Here is a 23013-nt window from a genome sequence, read left to right as displayed (position 1 = left end):
AAGCGCCTGATTATTTCTTGCAGTCGGCCGTATTGTCGCTTTTCGCTTCAAAACGAATATCTGAAACCCTCAAGCTGGTGGCACGCTCGCTGGTGATTAAAAGCGGCGTAAAGACTTCCCCAAACTGAGCGCCCATATCTTTTAAACAAGCAGTAGGGATGGTCACCGTTTGCCATTCTTGCGTTGGCTGTGCGTAGTCAGACAAATTAATGGCATTCTCGCAGTTTTCTTTGCAGGCAACAGAAAGCGCAAGACCTTCAGCCGTATCGCTCAACTGAATATCCATCTTCAGAGAACCGGTTTCTGTAGCGTAGTCCCGCAGATCTTCAGGAAACGGCGCAAAAAAGGCAACCTCGCCACCAGCGCTCTGCCAGGTGAGTTGCAGCGCATCTTCCTGAACCCGGCGGTCGGTGGTGCGAACTGATAAACCTGGTAATTCGAGAATATTGCTGTTCATCACCGCTTCTTCGGTACCTTTACGTGCACGTAGCTGCCAGGGCTTCTGCACGCTGAGAGCGAAGATATCATGCTGAGCAGCGGTACCATCCTCTGCCGTGTCAATGTCTACGGGCAGAGTATCAGAGAGCGTATCTTTTTCACCATACTGCAAGCCGTAGCCGTAAGGGAATAGCGGAGTTTGATCGTCTCCCCGATTCACCGTAGCCTGAGATGGCGTGGCCGGCCAGGAAAAAGATAATGCACCACTGACAGGAAACGGCGTGTCGCCTTGTGCATCTTTAAACAGAACATCGGCCACCCCGCCGCCTTCTGAACCCGGCAACCAGGCGACAACGAAAGCATCACTGGCGTTAAGTTCAGGGTTTACCCACAGCGGACGGCCAGTAATAAATACCGAAACAACGGGAATACCTTCAGCTTTTAACTTTTTCAGTAGCGCTAGATCTGATTTTTCGCCACGTTGATATTCAACGTTCGACAAGTCTCCATTACCCTCGGCATAGGGGTTTTCACCAAATACTACAATGGCGACATCTGGTTTTTCCTCATAGCTGCCGTCGGCGGAAAGGGTTGTACTGCCGCCTGCTTCACCGACTACTTCTTTGATACCGCCAAAAATGGAGGTAGCGCCAGGAAAGTCGCTGTTTTCATTGCCCGTGCCCTGCCAAGTAATGGTCCAGCCTCCGGATTGCTTGCCAATGTTGTCAGCAGCATCACCCGCTACCAGTATGTTTGCTTTCGGTGAAAGCGGCAGAATACCGCCTTTGTTTTTCAGCATTACTAAAGACTTGCGCACTGCTTCACGGGCGATAGCACGGTGTTCGTCTGAGCCAATAACGCTATTGTCAGCAGAAAGTGCGCGTTTGGCCGGTGACGGTAAATCAAATAAACCGGCCCGAATTTTTACCCGTAAAATACGACTTACTGCATCGTCTAGACGTGACTGCGGAATTTCTCCACTTTTCACCTGCGCAATCAAGTTCTCGTAAAGCGGCTTCCACGCGGCAGTAGGAACCATGTAGATATCCAAACCGGCATTAATTGCCTGAGAGCAGTTTTCGTTTGTGCAACCATCAATCTGGCCGTGACCGTTCCAATCGCCAACTACAAAGCCATCAAAGCCCATTTTGTCTTTTAACACGTTAGTCAGCAGATATTGGTTGCCGTGGATTTTTTTGCCATGCCAGCTGTTAAATGAGGCCATAACAGATTGAGCGCCAGCATTTAACCCTTGAACGTAACCTTGCGCGTGAATCTTAAACAGCGTTGCTTCATCAGCAAGATTGTCACCCTGATCGTCACCGCCTTCTGTACCACCATCACCGACGAAATGCTTAACGGTGGAAATAACGTGACGATCGTCAATATTGCCGTCGCTGATATCACCCTGTAAACCGCTAACAATAGCCCGAGCATATTTACCTACAATTTCAGGATCTTCGGAATAGCTTTCATAAGTGCGTCCCCAGCGATCGTCTCTGGCAACAGCGACAGTGGGGGCAAATATCCAGTCGATTCCTGTGGCGCGTACTTCCTCAGCAGTGGCAGTGGCAATACGGCGCACAACGTCAGGGTCGTTCATTGCACCTAAACCAATATTGTGCGGAAACAGTGTTGCGCCAATTACGTTATTGTGGCCGTGAACGGCATCTGTTCCCCACATGGTTGGAATGGTAGAGCCATCAATTGAGTCATCGACAGACGCTTGATACATCGATTCCGCCAGTGCTATCCAGTCTTCTACCGTAGCATGCTTATTATTGTTGGGAAATGCTCCTCCGCCGTTCAAATAAGAGCCAAAACCATATTTGCGCATGTCTTCCAAAGTTATATCGCGAATTTCAGGCTGGATGACCTGAGCCACTTTCTGCTCCAGCGTCATGTCGGCTAAAATAGCTTTTATTCGCTTTTCGACATCTTGCTGATTTGCGGTTTCATAATTCACCGCAGGCCAGTAGTCAGGCGCAGTGGTGTCTGATGAGGGAGGTAGCGTAGGCGTTGCCGCTGTCTTTTGACTGGTACTGTTGCAGCCAGCGAGCAGTAAAGTAACCAGCGTAGCGCTGGCGGTCTTTTTCCAGAAAGATGACTTCATTATCGAGTTCCTTTTTGTGTTGTCACAGGCGCAGAGCCAAATACGCCGTAATAAGCAATATAGACATAACAGACAAGCGGCAGCAGGAACGACAATTGCAGTCCGATTGTATCTGCAAGTACACCTTGCAACAGCGGCACGACTGCACCGCCGACAATAGCCAGACATAACAAACCTGAGCCTTTAGCGGTTTGCCGCCCAAGCCCCTTTAACGCCAGGCTGAAAATGGTCGGGAACATGATGGAGTTGAATAACCCGACAGCCAAAATTGACCACATCGCGATGGCCCCAGAAGTATTTACAGAAACCACAATCAATATGCAGGAAACCAGGCTATTAAAAGCCAGACATTTACCAGGACTGACTTTCTGCATTACCACAGCGCCGATGAAGCGGCCCACCATAGCGCCACCCCAATAATATGCCAGATAGCTAGCTGCTTGGCCTTCACTCATACTGAGCACATGAGATGAAGCAAAATAGTTTACCAAAAAGCTGCCGATGGAAACTTCTGCACCAACATAAGTGAAGATTCCCAGTACCCCGAGAACCAAATGCTTATGCCCCAGTACACTACTGTCGGGCGACGCTGCTAATTCAGCATCATTATCCTGAGTGGAAGGAAGCTTTACTTTTACCATCGCAATTGCCATCACCACAAGCACGCAGGCAAGGCCGAAATAAGGAGCAATAACGGAATTGGCATCAGTCTGTGCGCTCACTTCATCATGTGCAGCAAATAACAGCATGCCGCCGATGATGGGAGCGACAGTTGTACCCAAAGAATTAAATGCCTGAGTCATGGTAAGGCGACTCGATGCTGTTTTCGGGTCGCCCATGATAGTTACAAGCGGGTTAGCAGCCACTTGTAAAATAGTAATACCGGAGGCTAGAACAAATAGTGCGCCAAGAAACATCCAGTACTGCGCAAACATTGCCGAAGGTATGAATAGTAAACATCCTATTGCTGCAGTAAGTAAGCCCAGCCCAATTCCCTTCTGGTAACCAATTCGTTTTACCAGCAATCCCCCGGGCACAGAAATAAGAAAATACGCACCAAAGAAACAAGACTGTACCAGCATCGCCTGAGTATAGCTCAGCTCGAACAGCGCCTTAAGATGGGGGATCAGAATATCGTTCATAGCAGTAATAAAACCCCACATGAAAAACAGTGAGGTTAAGGTGCCGAGGACGAAGTTCGATGCTGAGTAAGGCGCTGACGCGTCTATTGGTGAAGATGATTCCATATAGTGTTCTCTTGTCATTAAAGGAAAACGAGCATTTTGATATTTTTAGTTTTTTTCCATTTAACAAAAAGGCTTCTTTACAGCGATTTTTGTTAAAATTGTGTTGGGAGTATATTCACAATTCAGCAAAATGCAAGCGCTTACATTTTGTGTGTAAAGTGCACACTTGTGAGGTCTCTTCGTGGGCACTGTCGCCGGCATTTGAAATTGATATTGGTTCCCGGCATCAGCGCCACTAGTAGGCAATACTAATCCGCAATGAAGTGCATCGCGAGCTGGGGTTATTTATTATAGAAAATCGATAAATATATTGGCAGTTAAACGACCCGTCGCGGGATTATCATCAATATCAGTGTCTGTGTTTACCAGCGTGGAATGTAACAAATTACCTGGATAAATGGCTAAACGATTGGGTTTGTATTCAATTTTGTCGTATAGCTCGTAATGATCGTTTGTCTCAGTGCAATAAGCCGGTAAGGGTTCCCCGAATTTCATAAAGTGCTCTTTTGTAGAATCCAAATAGACACTTTCTCGGGACGCCGTAATACTTTCGAATCCCGTCGGGCGGTGGCGAAAAAAGCCGGTATCACCATGACATCTATCACTTAGATAGTGTAAGACCGCGAAGTAATAGGGGTTAGTACTGTCAAAATGTGGTATTCGCTGCAACACGTGCAATTCTTCTGGCTGATGCGTAATCAAGGAATAGGTGGTGGCCTGTGGCTTTAGGTTCAAAGCCTCGGGGATCTTGTACAGCTCACATATCTGCAAGTATATGCTCTGCAACACCTTGATAACGTATGAACGCGGTAAGTTAGCTCTATTACCGGGGTAATAGGTGCTAGCGCGTGTGAACTGGCCAAACTCACATGCATTAGCAATAACATCTTTGGTATCCAGCAAAAAGTCATCGATGACCATAACAGGTGTCTGCTCTTTGCCAACTCTGATAATCTTAATTTCAAAATCAGGGTTAATAAGTTTTTTCTCAACTGGCATAATTTAGCTACCTACTGACTCAAACTCTCGTTGCCTGACAGTAATGCCTGATAAAATCCAGATGGTTAGGCCAATTATTCACCTTACGCTTTACCCCTGCTTTTATTGTATCGAGAAAATCCTTTAACTCTTTGTCACTCATTAAATCAACAATTGGATGGTATTGTTTGGGCATAAGACCCTGGCCCAGCATAACTTGAACCCAGGATGTCTCTCCAAAGAGTTCTTCAGCAAGTTTCAACGTTTTGCCACTTTGCTGAAATAAGTCCATTCGATGTTTTAGCGTGGTGGGTATCGACATATTTTTACAGTAGCGCCAAAAAGGCGTATCTGTTCTATCGGTAAGATGGTAGTGCAAAATCACGAAGTCTTTAATATTCTCGATTTCACTTCTGCACTGACGGTTGTATTCGTCGACTGACGCTGGGTTGATTCCCTCAGATGGGAACATTAACATAAGGCGAACTATCGACTGTTGGAATAAGTGAATGCTTGTGGATTCCAACGGTTCAATAAATCCTGATGATAACCCAATGGCCACGCAGTTTTTGTTCCAGTATTTACGGCGAGTGCCAGTACGATACTTGATTACACGAGGTTCATTGAGCAGTTTTCCTTCCACATTTTCGAGCAGTAACTGTTTGGCCTTTTCATCAGACAGGTACTTACTACAAAAAACTAATCCGTTTCCGGTACGGTTCTGTAGCGGTATGCGCCATTGCCAGCCGGCATCGTGAGCGATAGAACGTGTATAGGGAACGGCTTCGCCGACAGTTTCAGTTTGCACTGCAATGGCACTGTCGCAAGGCAACCAATGATCCCAGTGCTCATAGCCGGTATGCAGTGCTTGTTCAATTAATAAACCGCGAAAGCCACTGCAATCAATAAACAGATCCCCTTCAATCTCTTGCCCCGATGCCAGCGTTAACGATTTTATATAGCCGTTGTCTTCCCGCAGATTGACCTGGGTTATCGTACCTTCAGTGCGAACACAACCATGTCTTTGCGCCAAATTACGTAAAAACTTTGCGTAAAGGCCAGCGTCCAGGTGAAAGGCATAATTTTTGTCCTGATTAGCCAGTACGGCAAACCGTCCTTCGCGACATGCTAAATGCTCTGGGATATAGTCGCCGATTTCGGAGACCATGTTTTGCCTCAAACCCTTTAACCAAAAGTGCTGAAAACCGGCAGCCCAGCAGTCTTTCCCTAAAAAGCCAAATGAGTGAATGTAGTCCTGATTGATATCACGCCAATTCTCAAACGCTATGCCTAATTTAAAAGTGGCATTGGTCGCCGCCATAAATTCTGCTTCGTCGATACCCAGTAATTTATGTAGTACCAGTAGCGTGGGAATAGTTGCTTCGCCGACGCCAACAGTAGGAATGTCGTCTGATTCAACGAGGGTGACGTGTAAATTTTTACCTAATAATTTACTTAAAGCCGCCGCGCACATCCAGCCAGCGGTGCCGCCACCGGCAATAACAACTTTCTTAATTTGACTACTCATTGGTATCTTCCTTCAAAAGCATAGAACTGGTTCGGCTACACTTTTAGTTTATTCAGTAATTCAGCACGCAGTTTGCGCGCTTCCATGGGCGTCAGCGGCTGACTAAGCATGCCTTTCCGATCGTCGGGAATATGATCCTGATCACCGGGTTGATGTTCGAAAATATAGTGATCAAACAACGCTTTCCATGCCTTGCGTTGCGCAGGGGGAAGGTTTCTTAGACTTAAAATAGCCAACTCGAGAGCATTTTCAGGCCGTCCCATAAAGGCCGGACTATCCCGCCACCAGTGTGTAATTAATACGTTAAACGGGGTTAGCGCTTCTACATGATGCCACCACATACCCGGGAGGTATAGAGCATCTCCAGCATCCAGATCAGCAACCTGGGCTGCCTGTAGTGCTTGCTCAAATTTCGGGAATTTAGCAAAATCAGGATTGGCAAAATCCACCAGACTGATATCCCTCCCGCCAGGCGATAGCTCCATAGGTCCGACATATAAATTAGCAACTTGCTCGGGAGGAAAAAGCGTATAGCGCCGCTTACCGACAGCGCAGCATGCCAGATTGTTGGGAAAGTCATAATGGGCAGCGATGCGACTACGATTGCCAATCCAAATGTTGGTAAGCGGTTGCCATTCATCAAGTCCGGCAGAATTTTGATTGGCAAAGCCGGGCAGCCAACTATTTACCTCGGTTGAGGCAACGTAAATGGTCGGTGGAGTAGGGTCGTCTGCATGCTTAAAAATCCTATCGAGTATTTGATGTAAACTCGCTTTGACTGCTTGGCAATTAAAGCCGGACATATCATCATTATAAAAAACCCTACCTTTAATTGAGGGTTCACCGTAAGCAGTAAATACCAATTGGCCATTATATAAACTACGTAAATAATCTGCTGCTTTCTGCGGCGATTCGATTCCAGCCTGAACTATTGGCCATTCGTGAGCAAAACCTTTTAGGAGTATAGGCTCACTAGACTGCAGTACGTCCTGCGGGATCTGGCCGGGCTTACAGTCTGCTCGTTGTTGGATAGGGTTTTTTAGTGGCTGCATGATAGTAACGTCAATCTATAAACCTAATAACGCGTTTTTACGATTCATTAAATGTCGGATATTTGCTTGAGAAGCAATGGCCATATAAATGGGTTGTAAGTACTCTTGGCGGTGAAGCTGGGCAAGTTCATCTGCACTTAACTCGCTGAGCCTATCTTCATTGATAGTGTAAAAACCTAGCATTTGATATTGAGAGCCGTCATTTAACGTAATATCTAACGTAAAAGATTCGAGTAGCTCCAGTTCAATTAAGGTGTTAATAAACTTTTCACTATCTATCATGCCATGGTGAATGACTTCCAGCATATCGGCAACTGTATCCAGGTACGGGCTATTTCCGCCGTGAGGCAGGAACAGCGCTTCGCCTTTTTCAGTATTAACACGAGGATTTTCCAAATCAATATGTAACATACGTTGGCTTTTTTCTTCACCATTTTCCTGCACTTTATGAATGCCAATGGAAAAAGGTTGTCTGGCTATGGTTAACGGAATATAACCTGCGTCCCATTGGTTATCCTTTAAAAACAAATTTTCATTGTTTTCAAAGCCAAATAAAGCCACAGCGTAAAATTTCCCTGTATTGGCATCTTTGTGAAAAAACACCGGATAATAGGATTGTAAGCTTCTAAATTCTGAAGGAAAAGTAAGGGTATACCAGACGTTATCACCATAAGTTTCTGAACGCTCGATAATGACCTTTATGTCCTGGTGATCAACATTGTTTACTAATACATTTTTTGCCATAAATATTCCTGCTTATAATTCTGACTATAGCTTGTCTACTTTCATTAGATCTTGGGCAAGCCATATTTTTTTATTTTATTGAGCAACTCACGATTTCCCGGCAAAGCAGCTAATAAGTGTTTGCTATGCTGCATATTCTCAGCAAATAGCCGCTCTGCTTGTGCTGCTTTATTTTTTCTTTTTCTACCAAGTACGTCCCCACTTTCGAAGCCCATACCATACAAAATATATTGAAAACTAGCAGTGGGAAATAGCGCCTCCGTTTGCGGAATATCGTAGTGGCTAGGTGGCTGATACTGCCAAAGAGTCAGCAGTTGCTGTAACGACTCGGGAATGGTTTGATTGTCGCGGTTATCCTGCCAGTAGGCTGAATCCGTTCTTTTACTCAGTACGTAATGCAGTTTAAGAAAATCGATAATATTTTGCCAACGCTGGGAAAATTTCTGGTTAAATCGTTTTGCAACAATTTCCATATCCTGTTGAGTTCCAGGCAATTGCTCACTCAACATTTTGGCAGATAATTCAACTAAGGCTAAAGCTGAAGCTTCCAGAGGTTCAATGAACCCAGCAGACAAGCCAATTGCAACACAGTTATTTTGCCAGAACTTGCTTCGATAGCCAGGTTGAAAGCTTATTTTTCGCACCGCCACAGATTCGCTTACTTGCTGGCTTGCTGTCTGAGCAATATATTGGCGCAGCTGTTGCTCTGCGCTATCGTCAGAAATATGTTCGCTAGAATAGGTATGGCCAACACCGCGGCGCGAAGGCAAACCAATATCCCATATCCAACCTGCTGTTTGGGCTGTTGAGTGGGTAAAAGAATTGATAGGGCTATTTTCGCTGGCATAAGGCACATGGGCTGCCAGCGCTGAATCATTAAATAAAGTATGTTTACAATCAACAAAAGGTACCTTGAAATGCTGCCCTAACAACAGCGACTGACTGCCTGTGCAATCAATAAATAAATCACCGATAAGCTCGCCATGTTTGGCAGTAGCAATAGACGCAATATCGCCGTTTTCGGCGCTAGTGATGTGCGTGACATGGTCAATAACCTGCTTTACGCCTAATTTCTGAGTGCAATGCTTTTGTAAAAAGGCGCCTAACTTTGCAGCATCAAGATGATAACCGTAATTGGCGGCATAGGAATATTCAGCAGTGGAAATTTGTTTTGGCGCCAGATGCCTTTCGCTTAAGTGTCCTTGTGGACAAACGGCATTAGCAAAACTGATTTTGTCTTTATAGACTTGCCAGTATGGAGCAATATCTAATTCTTGATTACCTATCGGTAAGGTAAAGGGATGAAAGTAATGGTCGTTGCCATTTAGCCAGTTGTTAAACTGTGAGCCTTGTTTAAAACTGGCGTCGCACTCAAGAAGAAACTCGGTTTCGCTAATGCCCATTTTTTCTAAAGTGGCACGCATGGAGGGCCATGTTCCTTCACCCACACCCACAGGCGCGACAATATCTGACTCCACCAAGGTGATATTAATGGCATCATCGCCTTGCGTGTTATACTCAGCGGCAAGTACGCCTGCGGTTAACCATCCTGCGGAACCGCCCCCGACGATAACAATGTTGTTAATTTTGTCACTCATACTGCGTTACCTGAGTTTTAATTTTTCCTAAAGCCTTTTTGCATGTTTTGCCTTTCATGGTTGTCACACTTTGCTGGTTTTATAACACCTATGCATTTAAGAATTAACCAAAGAGTGAGTTAACAGTAAAAGCCTTTAGGAAAAAAGGCCACATGAACCAATTTGATTCAGCGGCCTTGATCAAGCTGCTATTAATATTCTAAGTTAAATTAGAATGTATAGCGTACACCTAAGTTATAACGGGCGCCCTGTTGCGTTACGTTTAACACCTGCGCTTCGCTGCGACCGCTTTGACGCAAATATTCGTTGGTAATGTTGATACCGTTTAAGAATAAAGTTAAACCTTCTACTTGCGGTACGTCATAACTCACGGTTAAATCTACCTGACTATAAGCTTCGGTATAGCGCGGAGACGGGCCCACATCGCCTTGGAAACCTGAAACCAGGAACTTGTCACGCCAGTTATAAGCAACACGGACCGACCAGCCATAGTTTTCATAAAAGCCCACTACGTTGGCAGTATCACTGATACCAAACTCGGCAGTTTGAGGTACACCAATAACGAAGTTGTTATAGGTGTTGTCGGTATCAACTTTGGTATAGTTAACTATGCCGCCAAACCCGGTATCCCAAAACAGGTGTTGAACCGCAAATTCAAGTCCATCAAAACCTTTCTCTTCACTTGAGTTAGAAGGTGTCTGGATTTTGAATTCAATTTCTTCATCCGTCTCGGGGTTAGCCAGTACTATGATATTGCCGGCCTCCATGTAGACGTGCTCTGGGTCGCTTTCGTGGTATGTATCATAGATATACTGACGTTGCTTAGCACCCTCGGGGCCTACTTCAGCCAATGCTTCTTCAAAATACGGACCATTGGCCGGAGTATAAACACCGAACTTAGTGGGCACGTCGATATACTCGATATCGTTAGTGACATCCTTCTTAAAATAACCCAGTGATACGTAGCTACCTTCGTCATAATACCATTCTGCCGATAGGTCATAGTTATCTGACTCCAAAGGTAACAGACCTACGGTACCGGTAGAGCCATTAAAGCCATCTATACGACCTGCTTTGGTGAGTACAGTACCAGCAATCATGTCGCCATAGCTGGGACGCCCAATGGTCTTGCTATAGGCGGCACGCAGTATTACATCCTCGACCACTTCTATATTAAAGTTAAAGCTGGGTAAAAAGTGATCGTAGCTACCGCTTTCACTTTCAAAAGTGGTCTCAGGTGCAGAAGGATCGCGTAAATAAACTTCGGAATCGCCCTGCCATTGCGCTACCATTTGGTAAACGGGTACTGCTGAGGTAGAGCTTACATCCGTATCTTCATAACGTACACCTATATGCACGTCATAATACATATCCGCAAAATCACCTTCATAATTGTACTGAAGATACACTGACTTCATTTCTTCTTTATTGTAGCGATCAGTTTGTGAGGCATAATCAGTAGATGGGCAGAAGGAGTTACCGCAATCGCCGATAGCTTGTAGGCTTAGTAGTTGAGCAGCTTGTTCACGGACACCATGAAAATCGAAATCAAAGTAGGTGTCCATAATTTCGAAATCTTCCATGCCATAAATACCCTGGAAGTCTTCAAAGTTGCCACCGCTGACATCATCGAATTGATCATAAATGCTTTCACGAGGGAAATATTTTTCGTCAAACATTCCAGCCTCGCCTTCACCACTCCAGTTACCGCGGTCAATATTTTTTGTTTGACCATGGTTTTCGGTGGTAGTTAACGCGATACCAAAATCAATACTACCCGCTTCTTCAAAAATATACTCACCGCGGAACTGAGCTTGTTTGACGTCGGCACGGTTGCGGTTGTTGATAAACGTACTACCGGTTACTAACATGTCTGAAGATTGAATGTCGTTACCACCACGAACCGCAAGTATAGGTAAGTCACCAGTAAAGTCAGTTGCTGTGGCCTGGCGCACAAAACCGGCCATAGCTAGGTTATTATTTGAGCCAAATTCATTGTTTGGTGTATTTTCAGCTGATGAATCATGGTAATCCAACTCTAGGGTTAAACTGTTATTCACTTCCCAGTTTAAATTTAGACCTAAAGATTTTGTTTCATCACGAACACCAAAATCACCCGCACCCATTGCAACGTCTTTTAGATCTGTACCATAGTCTTCTGAATAAAGTAGAGGAGTGGAGATAGGGCCATCTGTCCATACGTTTCTAGAAGGGGTAAAGTTATACCAGGCAGAAACATCATTAAACTGAGTGTCAGTATCTTTTTTAACATAGGTGTAATCTAACGTTGCAGTTAGGTTATCCATTGGGCGATATTGCAAGACTAACTGCGCATTACTGCGTTTGCGCTGTTGTTCTTCAAACTTATAAATAGTGGTTTGCGGAACAGAATAGATGTCACCTTCGCCAGGGCGATTGGTTTGGAACTCGTCTTTAGGTACGCCACCCCAGCCTGGATTAGCGCCAGGCGCACCGCTCCAATCCTGGTCAACTGTGCCTTCAAAACTGCGCCAGCCGGTGCCAACGTTAGCTTGTTGATTACCGCTTTCACGCTCTGAATAACTGGCAGAAATGGACACACCAAATTTTCCGTCATCAGAAGTATTGGAATAAATACCAGACAGCTCTGGAGTTGTACCACCGTCAGTAGCCGAGGTGTCATTGAGTACCTGTGCACTGACAGCTGCGTGTTGCCCAGGGTTATTTAAGGGGCGCGCGGTCAGAATGTTAATGGTAGCACCAATACCACCGGTGGGCACTTTGGCGTTGGAAGTTTTATACACTTCTACACCACTAACACTTTCAGCAGCAATGTTAGAAAAATCAAAGGAACGAGAGCCGGTAGTGGTTGGCAACTGTCTGCCATTTAACGTTACTAAGTTACGTGCCCCACTAAAACCGCGAACACTTACCTCACTACCTTCGCCATTAGCACGGTTAATTGATACACCGGTAATGCGCTGCAAAGATTCAGCTAGGTTAGTATCTGGAAACTTACCGATATCTTCAGCATTAATCGCATCAACAATACCGCTTGATGAACGTTTGACGTCCATGGATTTAATCATACTGCCACGGATGCCTGTAACATTGATGACTTCCACAGCATCGTTATCGTTTGAAAGCTCCTGTGCTGACAACGGCGTCATAACCATGGAACCGAGAATTAACGACAGGCTCGTCGCTAATCTACTTTTATTAAAGGTGCTAGTTTTCATGTGTGTGTCCCTTTGTGTTTGTTGACTCTACAGCAATATTTTTTGCCGTAATTTCCCCAGCTCTTACAAACTTTCAATGACTGGATTATCAATAAACGGTAAATGTAAGCGCTTTCAGGGAAAGTAAAACAAAAGTCTCAAAAGGTCAACAAATAGTTAACAAGCTGCCTAAATTTTGTATCACCTTTATGAATTCGCGTTTTTGTTGTCGCGAGGCTAACGGCGCTGGTAAGTGAATAAACCGGTTGACCGTTAGCGATTGGCTGAGCTACCTTCATTTGCAAGCATTTGTTAAGGCAGCGGTAATGGGCTTTCTGCTGCATCAACCCAATCAATAATTCGAATATCGATTGAAACGCCACATGAGAAAGTCCGGCTATTAAGGTGACGCTACGTTCTCGCGTACATATGCTTTGAAAAAAGCCGTATATTAGAATTGAAGTTAAGAGATGCGACATTGATGAGCCAGCCGCGCTTAAGTGTAAAGCCTGGTTATCGAACAATCTCAGGCAGTAACCGCTGGGCTTTACCAGCAGGAAGACAATAATGATAGAACAAGCAAGAAAGCAGCGGGTAGTTATAGCAGGCGGCGGCACGGCTGGCTGGATGGCCGCTGCGGCTATGACCCGAACGTTAGGCAAACAGGTGGATGTCACGTTAATTGAAAGCAGTGACATTGGCACTGTTGGGGTGGGCGAAGCCACTATTCCTACGCTGGTTTTCTTTCATAAACTTTTGAAAGTCAGCGAGCAAGAGTTTATGGCTGCCACCCAGGCTACCTTCAAGCTGGGAATAAACTTTGAAAACTGGAAAGAGGTAAACCAGAATTATCTACACGCTTTTGGTGTAACCGGAAAAGATTGTTGGGCTGCAGGCTTTCAGCATTTCTGGTTGAAAGGGTTGCAACAAGGCTTGAGCACAGACTTTGGTGATTACTGCCTGGAGCGGGTCGCCGCAGAAGCCGGTAAATTTGCCCATTTACCCAATAACGGGTTGAACTATGCTTATCATCTGGACGCCTCTTTATACGCCAAGTTTTTGCGTAATCTGGCCGAGAAGGAAGGTTTGCGGCGTATTGATGCTAAAATTCAGCAGGTATTCACGCGAGAAGACAACGGCTATATAGAAAGTGTCCTTCTTGATGATGGTCAAAAAATTGAGGGCGATCTATTTATTGACTGCACCGGCTTTCGCGGTTTACTGATTGAACAGACCCTGCACACCGGCTACGAAGACTGGTCGCACTGGTTGCCTTGTGATAAAGCAATTGCAGTACAAACGGAAGCGCAAGCTAGCCCTATTCCCTACACCCGCAGCATTGCTCATGAAGCTGGCTGGCAATGGCGAATTCCGTTGCAGCATCGTGTGGGTAATGGCCTGGTTTACTGTAGCCGTTATTGGTCTGATGACGAAGCCATGAGTACGTTGCTGAACAATATTGAAGGAACACCGCTTAATGAGCCTCGGGTGATTCCTTTTCGCACCGGCCGCCGCCTAAAGCAGTGGAATAAAAACTGCGTGGCGCTGGGGTTGGCAAGCGGGTTTCTTGAGCCGCTGGAATCCACCAGTATTCACCTAATTCAGCAGGGAATTGTGCGTCTGTTGCGAATGTTCCCTCATACAGAAATTCAACAAACTGATGTCGAGGAATATAACCGACAAACGGATTTTGATGTCGAGCACATTCGCGATTTCATTATTTTGCATTACCATGTTACAGAACGGAAAGATTCTCCGTTCTGGCGGCATTGTCGGCAAATGGAGGTGCCGACATCGCTGGCGCACAGAATTAAGTTGTTTAAGGAAACAGGACGCATATTTAGAGAAGCCAATGAACTGTTTGATGATTCCTGGCAACAGGTAATGATAGGGCAAGGGCTCATGCCAGCCAGCTATCATCCTATTGTTGATAACATGAGCCGGGAAGAATTAACGCATCTGTTAAGCCAAATCAGAAATAACATTACCCGCACCGTTGAGCGTTTACCTACCCATGAACAGTATTTAAAACAATACTGCCAGTAAATGCTGTGCAGGCTTCGAAACTTCGGAGCCTGCCGTTCTTGTACAAATTCAACCCATCCTGATACCTCACCACCTTATCCTTACCGCGTAAATCTTCTGAAACTTGTTGCGAAGAAAAGCTATATATCTCAATATCAAATGATAATCATTATCATTACTGTTCAAACATTGTGAAGTGTGTTTTAAGTTTCGCTGTCGCCGCTACTGTCATATCAACCGCTGTCAAAAGCGAAGATGGCATTGAAAAAGTGGTGGTGACAGGTACACGTACGCCAAAATTACTCGCCAGCTCTCCTGTTAAAGTCGATGTTATTGACGGTCAGGCCGTTGCGCGATTAAGCCGGGGCACTCTGCGTCAAGTGCTTGAAGTAATGCCTGGGGTGGTGGTTAAGCGTAGTGCCAAAGACGGTTACAACATTCAGTTAAGCGGTTTTAATGGTGACCACGTGCTGGTTCTATTAAACGGGCAGCCACTACTTGCGCCGACCGGTTCAGCAGTCGATCTGGATCAGATAAGCGTTAGCAATATTAAGCAGATTGAAATAGTTCGTGGCGCAGCTTCTGTACTTTACGGCAGCGCGGCCATGGGCGGCGTTATCAATATCATTACCGACACTCAACCTGCGTCACATTTAAAAGCAGATTGGGAGCTAGCACGAAATACGGGTAATGAAGTGGAAGGGGATGAATGGGGGCATCTTTATCGCCTTGAAGGTGCACAAAACTGGGACCACTGGCAGGCGACGTTTAACGCCCAGTCTATTGCCCAGCCGGGGTTTGATTATAACTCAGATACCATCAATCAAAATGGCGCAGAAGTCGATAAGTTATTCGCCAATGGCGGCTTACGATACAGCGAAGATGGGCTTGTAGTCAGTTGGAAATCCCGCTGGTTTAGCGAGGAAAAATACAAACCTGTGTCTGTCATACCCGGCCAGGCAGACATCATTTCCTATTTTTCCGATGTTAATCAGTGGCAGCATGATTTTCGTATCGAACAACCAAAAAACGGGTCTATTAATGCGCGCTACATCACTCACGATGAAACCAGCGGAAACACGAATGGATTAAGAAATACGTCGATTCAACTGGCCGAGCTGGAAGGTCAAAAAGTCTGGATGCGGGATAAGGTGGAGTGGGTTGGTGGTTGGGTTGTTCATCAGGATAAGCTGGACCAGATCCGTATAGATAGCACTATTCCAGAAGTCGATGATGCCTCTCGCAACAGCGTCGAAGCATATGGTCAGGGAAACTGGGAACTGCATGATAATCAGTATCTGGCGGGCGTTCGAGTGCAACGGGATTCAGACTTTGGCTGGCACCACGCTATCCGCGCCAGCGTAAGTGTACCGTTTCGGTTGGCCAATGCCCGCTGGACATGGCGCGCTGGGGTGGGTGAAAGTTATCGCGTTCCCAACTTAAAAGAACGCTACTACGTTTTTGACCACAGCAACTTAGGTTATATGGTATTGGGTAATGCCGAGTTGGTGCCAGAGACTGCGATTAGCGGCAATATGGGCCTCGCCGTAAGCTGGTGGACAAATAAAGATAGCTGGCAAGTTAACGCCGATATCAATGTCCATTATTCAGATGCTGACGACTTCATTACTACCCTTACTGATGCAGAGGCATCAGCCGAAAGTGGTTTGGATATTATGCAGTATCAGAATCTGGAGCAGGCGATTCTCTCTGGCTTCGATGCCTCTGTAGACATGACTTCCGACACCTTATCTTTGCAGCTTAACTACAGCTTCTTACACGCGCTTGACGGCAATGACAACCGTTTGCCCGAACGCCCCCGCCACCAGTTGAAAGCCTCTGCAACATGGAAGCTTCCACGGATGAGCGCCGACTGGCAGCTATATGGCGTTTATGAGGGAGATGTGGCGCCCAGCGAAAGTTATACCGGCGTGTATGAAGATACTTCCTTTACCTTGAATACCGTGTTCCAGCAGACATTAACCCCGCACTGGCAGTGGCGGCTTGGGGCAGAAAATCTACTGGATAATCATCAAAATACTGCGTTTAGTAATGCGGGATTATTTGACGCAAGAAGCCTTTCCAGCCGCCGAATTTACGCCGGTGTTACCTATCAGTTTTATTAAACAACGACAAAAGGAGTTCCTATGAAAACGCCAAGCTGGCTTTTCATCATAGCATGTATCGCAATGCTCACCGCCTGTGGTGGCTCAGGTTCAGATTCGCCTGCAACTGAGCCCACACCCCAAATCGGTTCAGACGAAGGTACCGGCAACGACGACAACACCAATCCAGTGGTAGAAGGAACTATTTACGGTCCTTACAGCACCGGCTCGGCCAGTGAACCTGCTACGGTATACTTCGATTTAGACTCAGGCGAAGTGGTGGACTTATCTGAAGCCGCGGCTGCAACAGACACTCAATGGGATATTGCGTTTCGCCGCACAGAGGTGATGGTAAATACCCATCAAGATACGGCTGTCAGCGTTTACTTTACCGGCAACAACGCAGATTTTTATGATAATGCCGGTGAACCCATTGCCAGCAGCTTCCTCAATGCAACAGTCGATAGTGAATTAGATGATTATCTTGCGGTTAAAGCCGCATCGATACCTGCGGCTGAAGAATTTATTACCGACTCAGAATCAGAGGTTATCGGCGATACCTTCTACAACTATGACATGAGCACGCATGTGGTTACCGCCGCCGATGATGTGTATTACGTAGTGGCGTCAGACGAAAATTATACCAAATTTCGTATCACTGATATCCAGACCGAAGGCCGCTTATTAGGCGAACTTATCCTTGGAATTGCGCATCAAAGCAGCCTGGATGGCGCCAGTGAATTTGCCGATGAAGTGTCTTTAAATCTAAACACGGTTGGGTGTAGCGAAGATATATATGTCGATTTTGATACTCAGCAAATCGTTACTGCGGCTGATGGCTGGGATTTATCCATTCCCTGTGGTGACGGCGCTGCTGAGTTTGCGCTAACTATTCCCGATGATGCTACGGTTTTAAAAACCGATATAGCGACCTTTGCTGGTATTGATGCCGAAGCCGCACCTTATTATGGCTTTAGCGCCAATCAGGTAACCCGCTATGCGTTTGATAATCAGCAGTGGTATTACTACGACACCACCAGCCACCTGCTTTACTCCCAGTTTGGCGTGTATCTGATCAAGGTAGGCGAGACAACATATAAATTTCAGATCACCAGTTACTATGATGATGAGGGAACATCAGGTAATTACAGCTTCCGTTTTGACCCTGTTGGTGAATAATGAAAGTTAATCTGAAAGCCGCTGCAGGATTAGTGTTGTCATTTGGTCTGTGGCTGGCTATGCCAGCGCAGGCTGAGGCTATACGAGTTGTCAGCGCTGGTGGAAGCGTAACCGAAATTATATTCGCCTTGGGTAAGGGCGATATTGTGGTAGCTACCGACAACACCAGCACGTATCCGCCTGAAGTAGAGGTTATCACCAAGCTTGGCTACTTTCGGCAGTTAAGCGCCGAGGGTGTGTTGGGGCAGCAGCCCACTCATCTTATTGGAGCTCAGGCTACTGGGCCCGACGCTATGCTTAATCAAGTTGCCGGCGCGGGAGTGAATGTCACCATTTTAGACGAGCAACGAAGTTTGGCTGGGTTGATAGAAATGATATCTGTAGTAGCGAAGCTGCTGAATGCAGATGCCGCAGGTGATGAACTAAAACGCACTATCTTGCAGGACGTTGAAGCTGCCAGAGCTCAAGCGAAAGCCGCTGATATTGCCGGTCTTACGGGTTTATTTGTGGTGGCAAACAGTGAGCGCGGTCTTACAGTGGCGGGTAACGACACCGTGCCCCAATCGCTTTTCGACGCGCTAGGAATCAGTAACGCCGCCAAGCAAGTAAACCAGTACAAGCTGATGGATAATGAATCGATTGTTAAGGCACGGCCTGACTTTATTTTAATTGCCAGTCATGCTGCAACAGACGATAGCGCCGTTACGCGCCTTTGCGACCATCCCGCACTGGCCGCCACTCCCGCTGGTCAGCATTGTACTATTGCGCCGCTCAAAAGCAGTATCGGGCTTGGCTTATCGCCTCGCTACGCGCAGGCTCTTCAGGCTGTCACGCAGATTGCCGGGCAGGCTCGCGCTGCTACTCGAGTACAAACTAAAATACGATGATTGCCCAAGCACCAGAGGTCTTACCGGACAATCGCCACTTTTACGCTCGCCATCGAGCGAGGCTGGTAGGTATTGCAGTGCTTTTCGCGCTTCTACTGCTAGCAGCTTACTTTGCGATAATGAGCGGAAACTTTCCTATTCCTTTTAGCGCATTGCTGCAGTCTTGGTTAAGGGCGGGGCCGTTGCCGACGGAACTCTCTACGCCAGCTTATATTGTAAGTCAGTTGCGTTTGCCACGAGTACTGCTTGCTGGGTTGATAGGCGCCATGTTGGGAATGTCCGGGTGTGCAATGCAAGGATTGGTAAGAAACCCGTTGGCAGATCCCGGTCTTATTGGAATTTCGGGTGGCGCTGCTGCCGCGGCAACGTTAAGTATGGCTGTATTTCCTCCAGCCATGGCTGAGTTAGCGCCATACTGGGTGACAATATGGGCGTTTGGCGGTGCACTTGCCGCAGTCTGGCTGGTAATTCGGCTTGCTAACACGCCGGCAGGATTATCTGTTGCCACTTTAATTTTAGCGGGCGTGGCAATTAACGCGCTAACCGGTACAGTGATTGGCGCGGTAAGCTACGTCGCCAGCGACGATGCCCTGCGGCAAATTTCCTATTGGACAATGGGTAGTCTGGCAGGAGCTAACTGGTCAACGCTGACAATAATTAACCCCAGATCGGCTTAAGCAACAACCATCGCATTGCGCTCAATGTCACTGATATTAAGGGATGGCTTGTTTTCTTTAAGACAATAAGCCACCAGACCAGCCATTAAATTGAGTGTAAAACCATTTATACTCCGATGCCTTGAGTGCTCAATGTATGAAATGTTCTTTAATTGGTCGTTGATAGTTTCAATAATGAAGCGCTTCGATAGCATCGCTCTGTCCCATAAAGACATCGCTTTTGCTTTCATATTTTTGCGAACCGTGGTGATAAGTTTGACGCCTTTCTCAAATAAATTAGCTTCTAATGCTTTGCTCAAATACCCTTTATCGCCATACAATTTGTCGGGTAAATGTCGAGCTAATTCTTCGACAGGTTTTGTGTCATGGACATTCCCCGTCGTCACTTTTGTCGCCACGATTTCACCCAGATGGTTCACTATCAAGTGTAGTTTAAAGCCGTAAAACCAGCCCATTGTTCCTTTTCCTCTTTGCGCTATCCCGTCAAAGGTTTTATGGCGAGGTATGCGAATGTTATGGCAAACCTTTAGGCTGGTAGAGTCAATGAATTCAATGCCTGTAGGCTTTCCCTTTAAAGTACTGAAGTAGGCACACATGGGCACAATTGTTCGCGGCATCACTTCTAAAAAGCGCGTATAACTAAGCAAATCCGGAAATGCGTTGCGATAAAATACTCTTACATATCCCGAGTAATAATTCTTAAAATCGCGATGATGTGACATGTGAAAACCGATGATGATTGTCATCATTTCACTCATTGACATACGGCACTCACGTCGTCGTCTTCTGGTGCCGTCTTCAAGTAGCTGCTTTTGCCATTGGGGAATAAACACTTTGCAAAAGTCATCGACATCGCAAAATAATTCAACTAGATTCTTCATGCCTGTTCCTTGTTGATTTGGTCATTTCTTTGTCGAAAGATCCGATCTTGGAACAGGCTTTTAGTTCAATTTCTTAAACAGGATTGGGGTTAATTACAACAACGGCCGCTGTCAGTTGCATAGGTTTATATTGCTGCCGTAGCGCCATGAACCTACTGGCCTTGGGCGAAAAAGACGCGCTGTATCTGGGCTTAAACGTCACGCGCTACAAGTCCCTGTTGCTCTGGCTAGTGGCGTTTGCAGTCGCAATGGCAACAGCGCTGTGTGGAATTATCGGCTTTGTCGGTTTAGTTGTTCCGCATATCGGCAGAACCCTGTTCGGCGTTGACCACCGTTACCTGATGCCAGTGACCGGATTGTTGGGAGCGCTGTTGCTGATTGTCGCCGACACGCTTTCCCGCGCATTGTTTCCACCTTTGGAAATACCTATTGGCATTGTCACTTCAGCAATCGGCGCGCCGTTCTTTCTATACCTGTTGTGGCAGCAAAAATCCAAATCCGGGAGGCTATTGTGAAAACGCCCGCTATCCTAAAAGTGGAAGGGCTGACTGTGAAACAAGGTAAACGGGTTTTGCTGGAAGATCTTTGCTTTACCGTTGCCAACAAAGAGTTTGTCGGCGTAATTGGAGAAAACGGCTGCGGAAAATCTTCACTCCTTGCTCATCTTAGCGGCACTGATGATACCGCTAATACCCAAGTGAGAATGAACAACCGGTTATTGAATAGCTATGATCCTAAGGAAATGGCTTGCCAGCGGGCGGTGATGCAGCAAATTACTACAGCGCCCTTCGGATTTCTGGTAGAAGAAATTTTACTGTTAGGACGTAGCCGTTATAAAGAATCCACCGCAAATGCACTGGCATTAATTAACGATGTTGCTCAATTACTTGATATCCGCCACCTGATCCCGCGCAATATACAAACCCTTTCAGGCGGTGAACGGCAACGGGTATTTTTGGCCAAGACAATACTGCAGCTGTTAAACGTGGGTACGCGTCTTCATATTGCAGATTTTACCGGTAAGCTTTTGCTGTTGGACGAACCGACTTCGGCGTTGGACATACGCCATCAAAAAGCTGTCATGGTGGCGCTACAAAGTTTAAAGCAGGCTGGGCTTGCAATAATCTGCGTTAGTCACGACATTAATTTGATTACCCCTTATTGCGACACTATTTTACTGCTCGCTAATGGCGGTTGTCTCGTGAAAGGCCCGCCAAAAGCGGTGTTGACGCAGCACTACCTTACACAATGTTTTCAAACGGAAATTGCGGTGCTGTATCGGGAAGACGGCTCACATTTTATTTCTTTTTAGAATAAGGTTTCATTATGACAATTCTTAATATTGCAATCGAGGCAAAGCACCTCTGCCGCAAAGAACATTCGGGAGTATTAAGCACTCATTCCACATCCATGCCCGGATATCCCTTCGGTTCGGTAGTTCCTTTTTTTCTTACCGCGCAGGGCGATGCCATTATCTACATTAGTAATATCGCCTTACATACACGAAATATCAAAGCTAATGATAAGGTAAGCCTGACGATTTTTGACGCTGAGCAAGACGATTCCCAGTCTAACGGACGGGTAACAATTATGGGTAACGCTGAATTGTTTGATAACGAAACAATTGCTGCGCAGTATTACCGGTTATTCCCGCAAGCACGAAAATATCAACAAACTCACGATTTTTATTTTTACAAAATCAAAACCGAGCGAGTCCGCTTTATCGGCGGGTTTGGTAAAATTCACTGGATAAATAAGGAATATTGGCAGGTAGAGGCTCAGGATTGGCATAGTGATCCCAGCAATATGATTGACCACATGAACAAGGAGCATCAGGATGCCATGCAAGCTATTTTGCAAGCCAACTTTGACGTAAAAGCTGAAAATATCACCATGAGCAGTGTGTTTCCTGAGGGCGCACATTACCTGGCTGCAGATAACTCTCCGGTGTATGTGCCATTTGCCACACCATGTGAAACGCCAACGGACGTGAGAAAAGCGCTGGTAAGACTGAGTCAGGAAGCGCGTCTTTTTCTAAGTAATACACCGCCTTGATTAGATGCATTCCTCTATCTCTGAACTAATTCCATATCAAGGTGGAGTAGTATAAGCAGAACGATGTGAATAATCCGGTTTACCATGTCCTGCCTGAAATAGGCGATGCCTGCTAGATCATGCCTTTTGCAGGCACTTCCTTCTTCTTTCTTTATCCATGGCAATGAGTGGAAAACGGTCTTATTCAGGCACCGGGGCGTTTGTTGCTATATCAACTTTCATAACGCCATAACTAAAAAATTTATGTAAACAATATGTGATAGCAAATGAAAGCGCTTACAAGTAATGGTAAAATATTAAGGTTTGAGG

The 23013-nt window shown here is 46.0% G+C and carries 16 protein-coding genes and 1 pseudogene; 8 read left to right on the top strand and 9 right to left on the bottom strand.

Annotated elements, in window-relative coordinates:
• Positions 1-10: 10 nt before the first annotated feature.
• From CA267_RS07660 to CA267_RS07625, 8 genes are all read right to left on the bottom strand, one after another.
• Positions 11-2551: a glycoside hydrolase family 3 protein gene (locus CA267_RS07660; RefSeq protein ID WP_075608033.1), complete on the bottom strand. Its 2541-nt coding sequence runs from the start codon at positions 2549-2551 to the stop codon at positions 11-13.
• Positions 2551-3798 carry a sugar MFS transporter gene (locus CA267_RS07655; protein WP_075608034.1) on the bottom strand — a complete coding sequence of 416 codons (1248 nt, stop codon included), beginning with the start codon at positions 3796-3798 and terminating at the stop codon, positions 2551-2553. Before CA267_RS07655 ends, CA267_RS07660 begins: the two co-directional genes overlap by 1 nt.
• A 288-nt stretch (positions 3799-4086) precedes the next feature.
• Positions 4087-4797 (bottom strand): DUF6445 family protein, encoded by a 711-nt coding sequence (locus tag CA267_RS07650; protein ID WP_075608036.1) that lies wholly within the window; start codon positions 4795-4797, stop codon positions 4087-4089.
• Between the two features lie 19 nt (positions 4798-4816).
• Positions 4817-6304 carry a tryptophan halogenase family protein gene (locus tag CA267_RS07645; RefSeq protein WP_075608037.1) on the bottom strand — a complete coding sequence of 496 codons (1488 nt, stop codon included), beginning with the start codon at positions 6302-6304 and terminating at the stop codon, positions 4817-4819.
• A gap of 35 nt (positions 6305-6339) precedes the next feature.
• Positions 6340-7356 (bottom strand): cupin-like domain-containing protein, encoded by a 1017-nt coding sequence (locus CA267_RS07640; RefSeq protein ID WP_075608038.1) that lies wholly within the window; start codon positions 7354-7356, stop codon positions 6340-6342.
• Positions 7357-7371: 15 nt separating this feature from the next.
• On the bottom strand, positions 7372-8100 hold the full coding sequence (locus CA267_RS07635; RefSeq protein ID WP_075608039.1) for a SapC family protein: 729 nt from the start codon (positions 8098-8100) through the stop codon (positions 7372-7374).
• 44 nt (positions 8101-8144) lie between these two features.
• On the bottom strand, positions 8145-9698 hold the full coding sequence (locus CA267_RS07630; protein ID WP_075608040.1) for a tryptophan halogenase family protein: 1554 nt from the start codon (positions 9696-9698) through the stop codon (positions 8145-8147).
• A gap of 209 nt (positions 9699-9907) precedes the next feature.
• Positions 9908-12916, bottom strand: a complete 3009-nt coding sequence (locus CA267_RS07625) for a TonB-dependent receptor (RefSeq protein WP_075608041.1) — start codon at positions 12914-12916, stop codon at positions 9908-9910.
• A gap of 546 nt (positions 12917-13462) precedes the next feature.
• Here CA267_RS07625 and CA267_RS07620 point away from each other — a divergent pair.
• From CA267_RS07620 to CA267_RS07600, 5 genes are all read left to right on the top strand, one after another.
• Positions 13463-14941, top strand: a complete 1479-nt coding sequence (locus CA267_RS07620) for a tryptophan halogenase family protein (protein ID WP_075608043.1) — start codon at positions 13463-13465, stop codon at positions 14939-14941.
• Positions 14942-15111: 170 nt separating this feature from the next.
• Positions 15112-17046 carry a TonB-dependent receptor plug domain-containing protein gene (locus CA267_RS07615; protein ID WP_232367611.1) on the top strand — a complete coding sequence of 645 codons (1935 nt, stop codon included), beginning with the start codon at positions 15112-15114 and terminating at the stop codon, positions 17044-17046.
• Between the two features lie 21 nt (positions 17047-17067).
• Positions 17068-18204: an HmuY family protein gene (locus CA267_RS07610; protein WP_075608045.1), complete on the top strand. Its 1137-nt coding sequence runs from the start codon at positions 17068-17070 to the stop codon at positions 18202-18204.
• Positions 18204-19091, top strand: coding sequence for a heme/hemin ABC transporter substrate-binding protein (locus CA267_RS07605; RefSeq protein WP_075608046.1), 888 nt, complete (start codon positions 18204-18206; stop codon positions 19089-19091). The genes CA267_RS07610 and CA267_RS07605 overlap by 1 nt, the downstream gene beginning before the upstream one ends.
• Complete coding sequence (locus CA267_RS07600) at positions 19088-19768, top strand: FecCD family ABC transporter permease (RefSeq protein ID WP_075608047.1); 681 nt, start codon at positions 19088-19090, stop codon at positions 19766-19768. The genes CA267_RS07605 and CA267_RS07600 overlap by 4 nt, the downstream gene beginning before the upstream one ends.
• Here CA267_RS07600 and CA267_RS07595 read toward each other — a convergent pair.
• Positions 19765-20649 carry an IS982 family transposase gene (locus tag CA267_RS07595; protein ID WP_170669017.1) on the bottom strand — a complete coding sequence of 295 codons (885 nt, stop codon included), beginning with the start codon at positions 20647-20649 and terminating at the stop codon, positions 19765-19767. The two genes, CA267_RS07600 and CA267_RS07595, sit on opposite strands and share 4 nt — an antisense overlap.
• An 89-nt stretch (positions 20650-20738) precedes the next feature.
• On the opposite strand from CA267_RS07595, the pseudogene CA267_RS07590 reads away from it, so the two are divergent.
• From CA267_RS07590 to CA267_RS07580, 3 genes and pseudogenes are all read left to right on the top strand, one after another.
• A pseudogene (locus tag CA267_RS07590) lies at positions 20739-21164 on the top strand (FecCD family ABC transporter permease); the annotation flags it as partial.
• Positions 21161-21961, top strand: coding sequence for an ATP-binding cassette domain-containing protein (locus CA267_RS07585; RefSeq protein WP_170669030.1), 801 nt, complete (start codon positions 21161-21163; stop codon positions 21959-21961). The pseudogene CA267_RS07590 and the gene CA267_RS07585, both read left to right, overlap by 4 nt.
• Before the next feature lie 14 nt (positions 21962-21975).
• The gene (locus tag CA267_RS07580; protein WP_075608048.1) at positions 21976-22704 is read left to right on the top strand and encodes a HugZ family pyridoxamine 5'-phosphate oxidase; all 729 of its coding nucleotides are present in this window, start codon (positions 21976-21978) and stop codon (positions 22702-22704) included.
• Positions 22705-23013 lie beyond the last annotated feature (309 nt).

The organism is Alteromonas pelagimontana (genome assembly GCF_002499975.2).
GTDB classification, from domain to species: Bacteria; Pseudomonadota; Gammaproteobacteria; order Enterobacterales; family Alteromonadaceae; genus Alteromonas; species Alteromonas pelagimontana.
The sequence above is the reverse complement of the archived record's forward strand: the minus strand, read 5'-3'. Positions and strand labels throughout refer to the sequence as shown.

What these genes read in the sequence shown, in the direction of transcription:
- CA267_RS07660 (WP_075608033.1), bottom strand. Translation starts at nt 2,551, where the DNA reads ATGAAGTCATCTTTCTGGAAAAAGACCGCCAGCGCTACGCTGGTTACT.
- CA267_RS07655 (WP_075608034.1), bottom strand. Translation starts at nt 3,798, where the DNA reads ATGGAATCATCTTCACCAATAGACGCGTCAGCGCCTTACTCAGCATCG.
- CA267_RS07650 (WP_075608036.1), bottom strand. Translation starts at nt 4,797, where the DNA reads ATGCCAGTTGAGAAAAAACTTATTAACCCTGATTTTGAAATTAAGATT.
- CA267_RS07645 (WP_075608037.1), bottom strand. Translation starts at nt 6,304, where the DNA reads ATGAGTAGTCAAATTAAGAAAGTTGTTATTGCCGGTGGCGGCACCGCT.
- CA267_RS07640 (WP_075608038.1), bottom strand. Translation starts at nt 7,356, where the DNA reads ATGCAGCCACTAAAAAACCCTATCCAACAACGAGCAGACTGTAAGCCC.
- CA267_RS07635 (WP_075608039.1), bottom strand. Translation starts at nt 8,100, where the DNA reads ATGGCAAAAAATGTATTAGTAAACAATGTTGATCACCAGGACATAAAG.
- CA267_RS07630 (WP_075608040.1), bottom strand. Translation starts at nt 9,698, where the DNA reads ATGAGTGACAAAATTAACAACATTGTTATCGTCGGGGGCGGTTCCGCA.
- CA267_RS07625 (WP_075608041.1), bottom strand. Translation starts at nt 12,916, where the DNA reads ATGAAAACTAGCACCTTTAATAAAAGTAGATTAGCGACGAGCCTGTCG.
- CA267_RS07620 (WP_075608043.1), top strand. Translation starts at nt 13,463, where the DNA reads ATGATAGAACAAGCAAGAAAGCAGCGGGTAGTTATAGCAGGCGGCGGC.
- CA267_RS07610 (WP_075608045.1), top strand. Translation starts at nt 17,068, where the DNA reads ATGAAAACGCCAAGCTGGCTTTTCATCATAGCATGTATCGCAATGCTC.
- CA267_RS07605 (WP_075608046.1), top strand. Translation starts at nt 18,204, where the DNA reads ATGAAAGTTAATCTGAAAGCCGCTGCAGGATTAGTGTTGTCATTTGGT.
- CA267_RS07600 (WP_075608047.1), top strand. Translation starts at nt 19,088, where the DNA reads ATGATTGCCCAAGCACCAGAGGTCTTACCGGACAATCGCCACTTTTAC.
- CA267_RS07595 (WP_170669017.1), bottom strand. Translation starts at nt 20,649, where the DNA reads ATGAAGAATCTAGTTGAATTATTTTGCGATGTCGATGACTTTTGCAAA.
- CA267_RS07580 (WP_075608048.1), top strand. Translation starts at nt 21,976, where the DNA reads ATGACAATTCTTAATATTGCAATCGAGGCAAAGCACCTCTGCCGCAAA.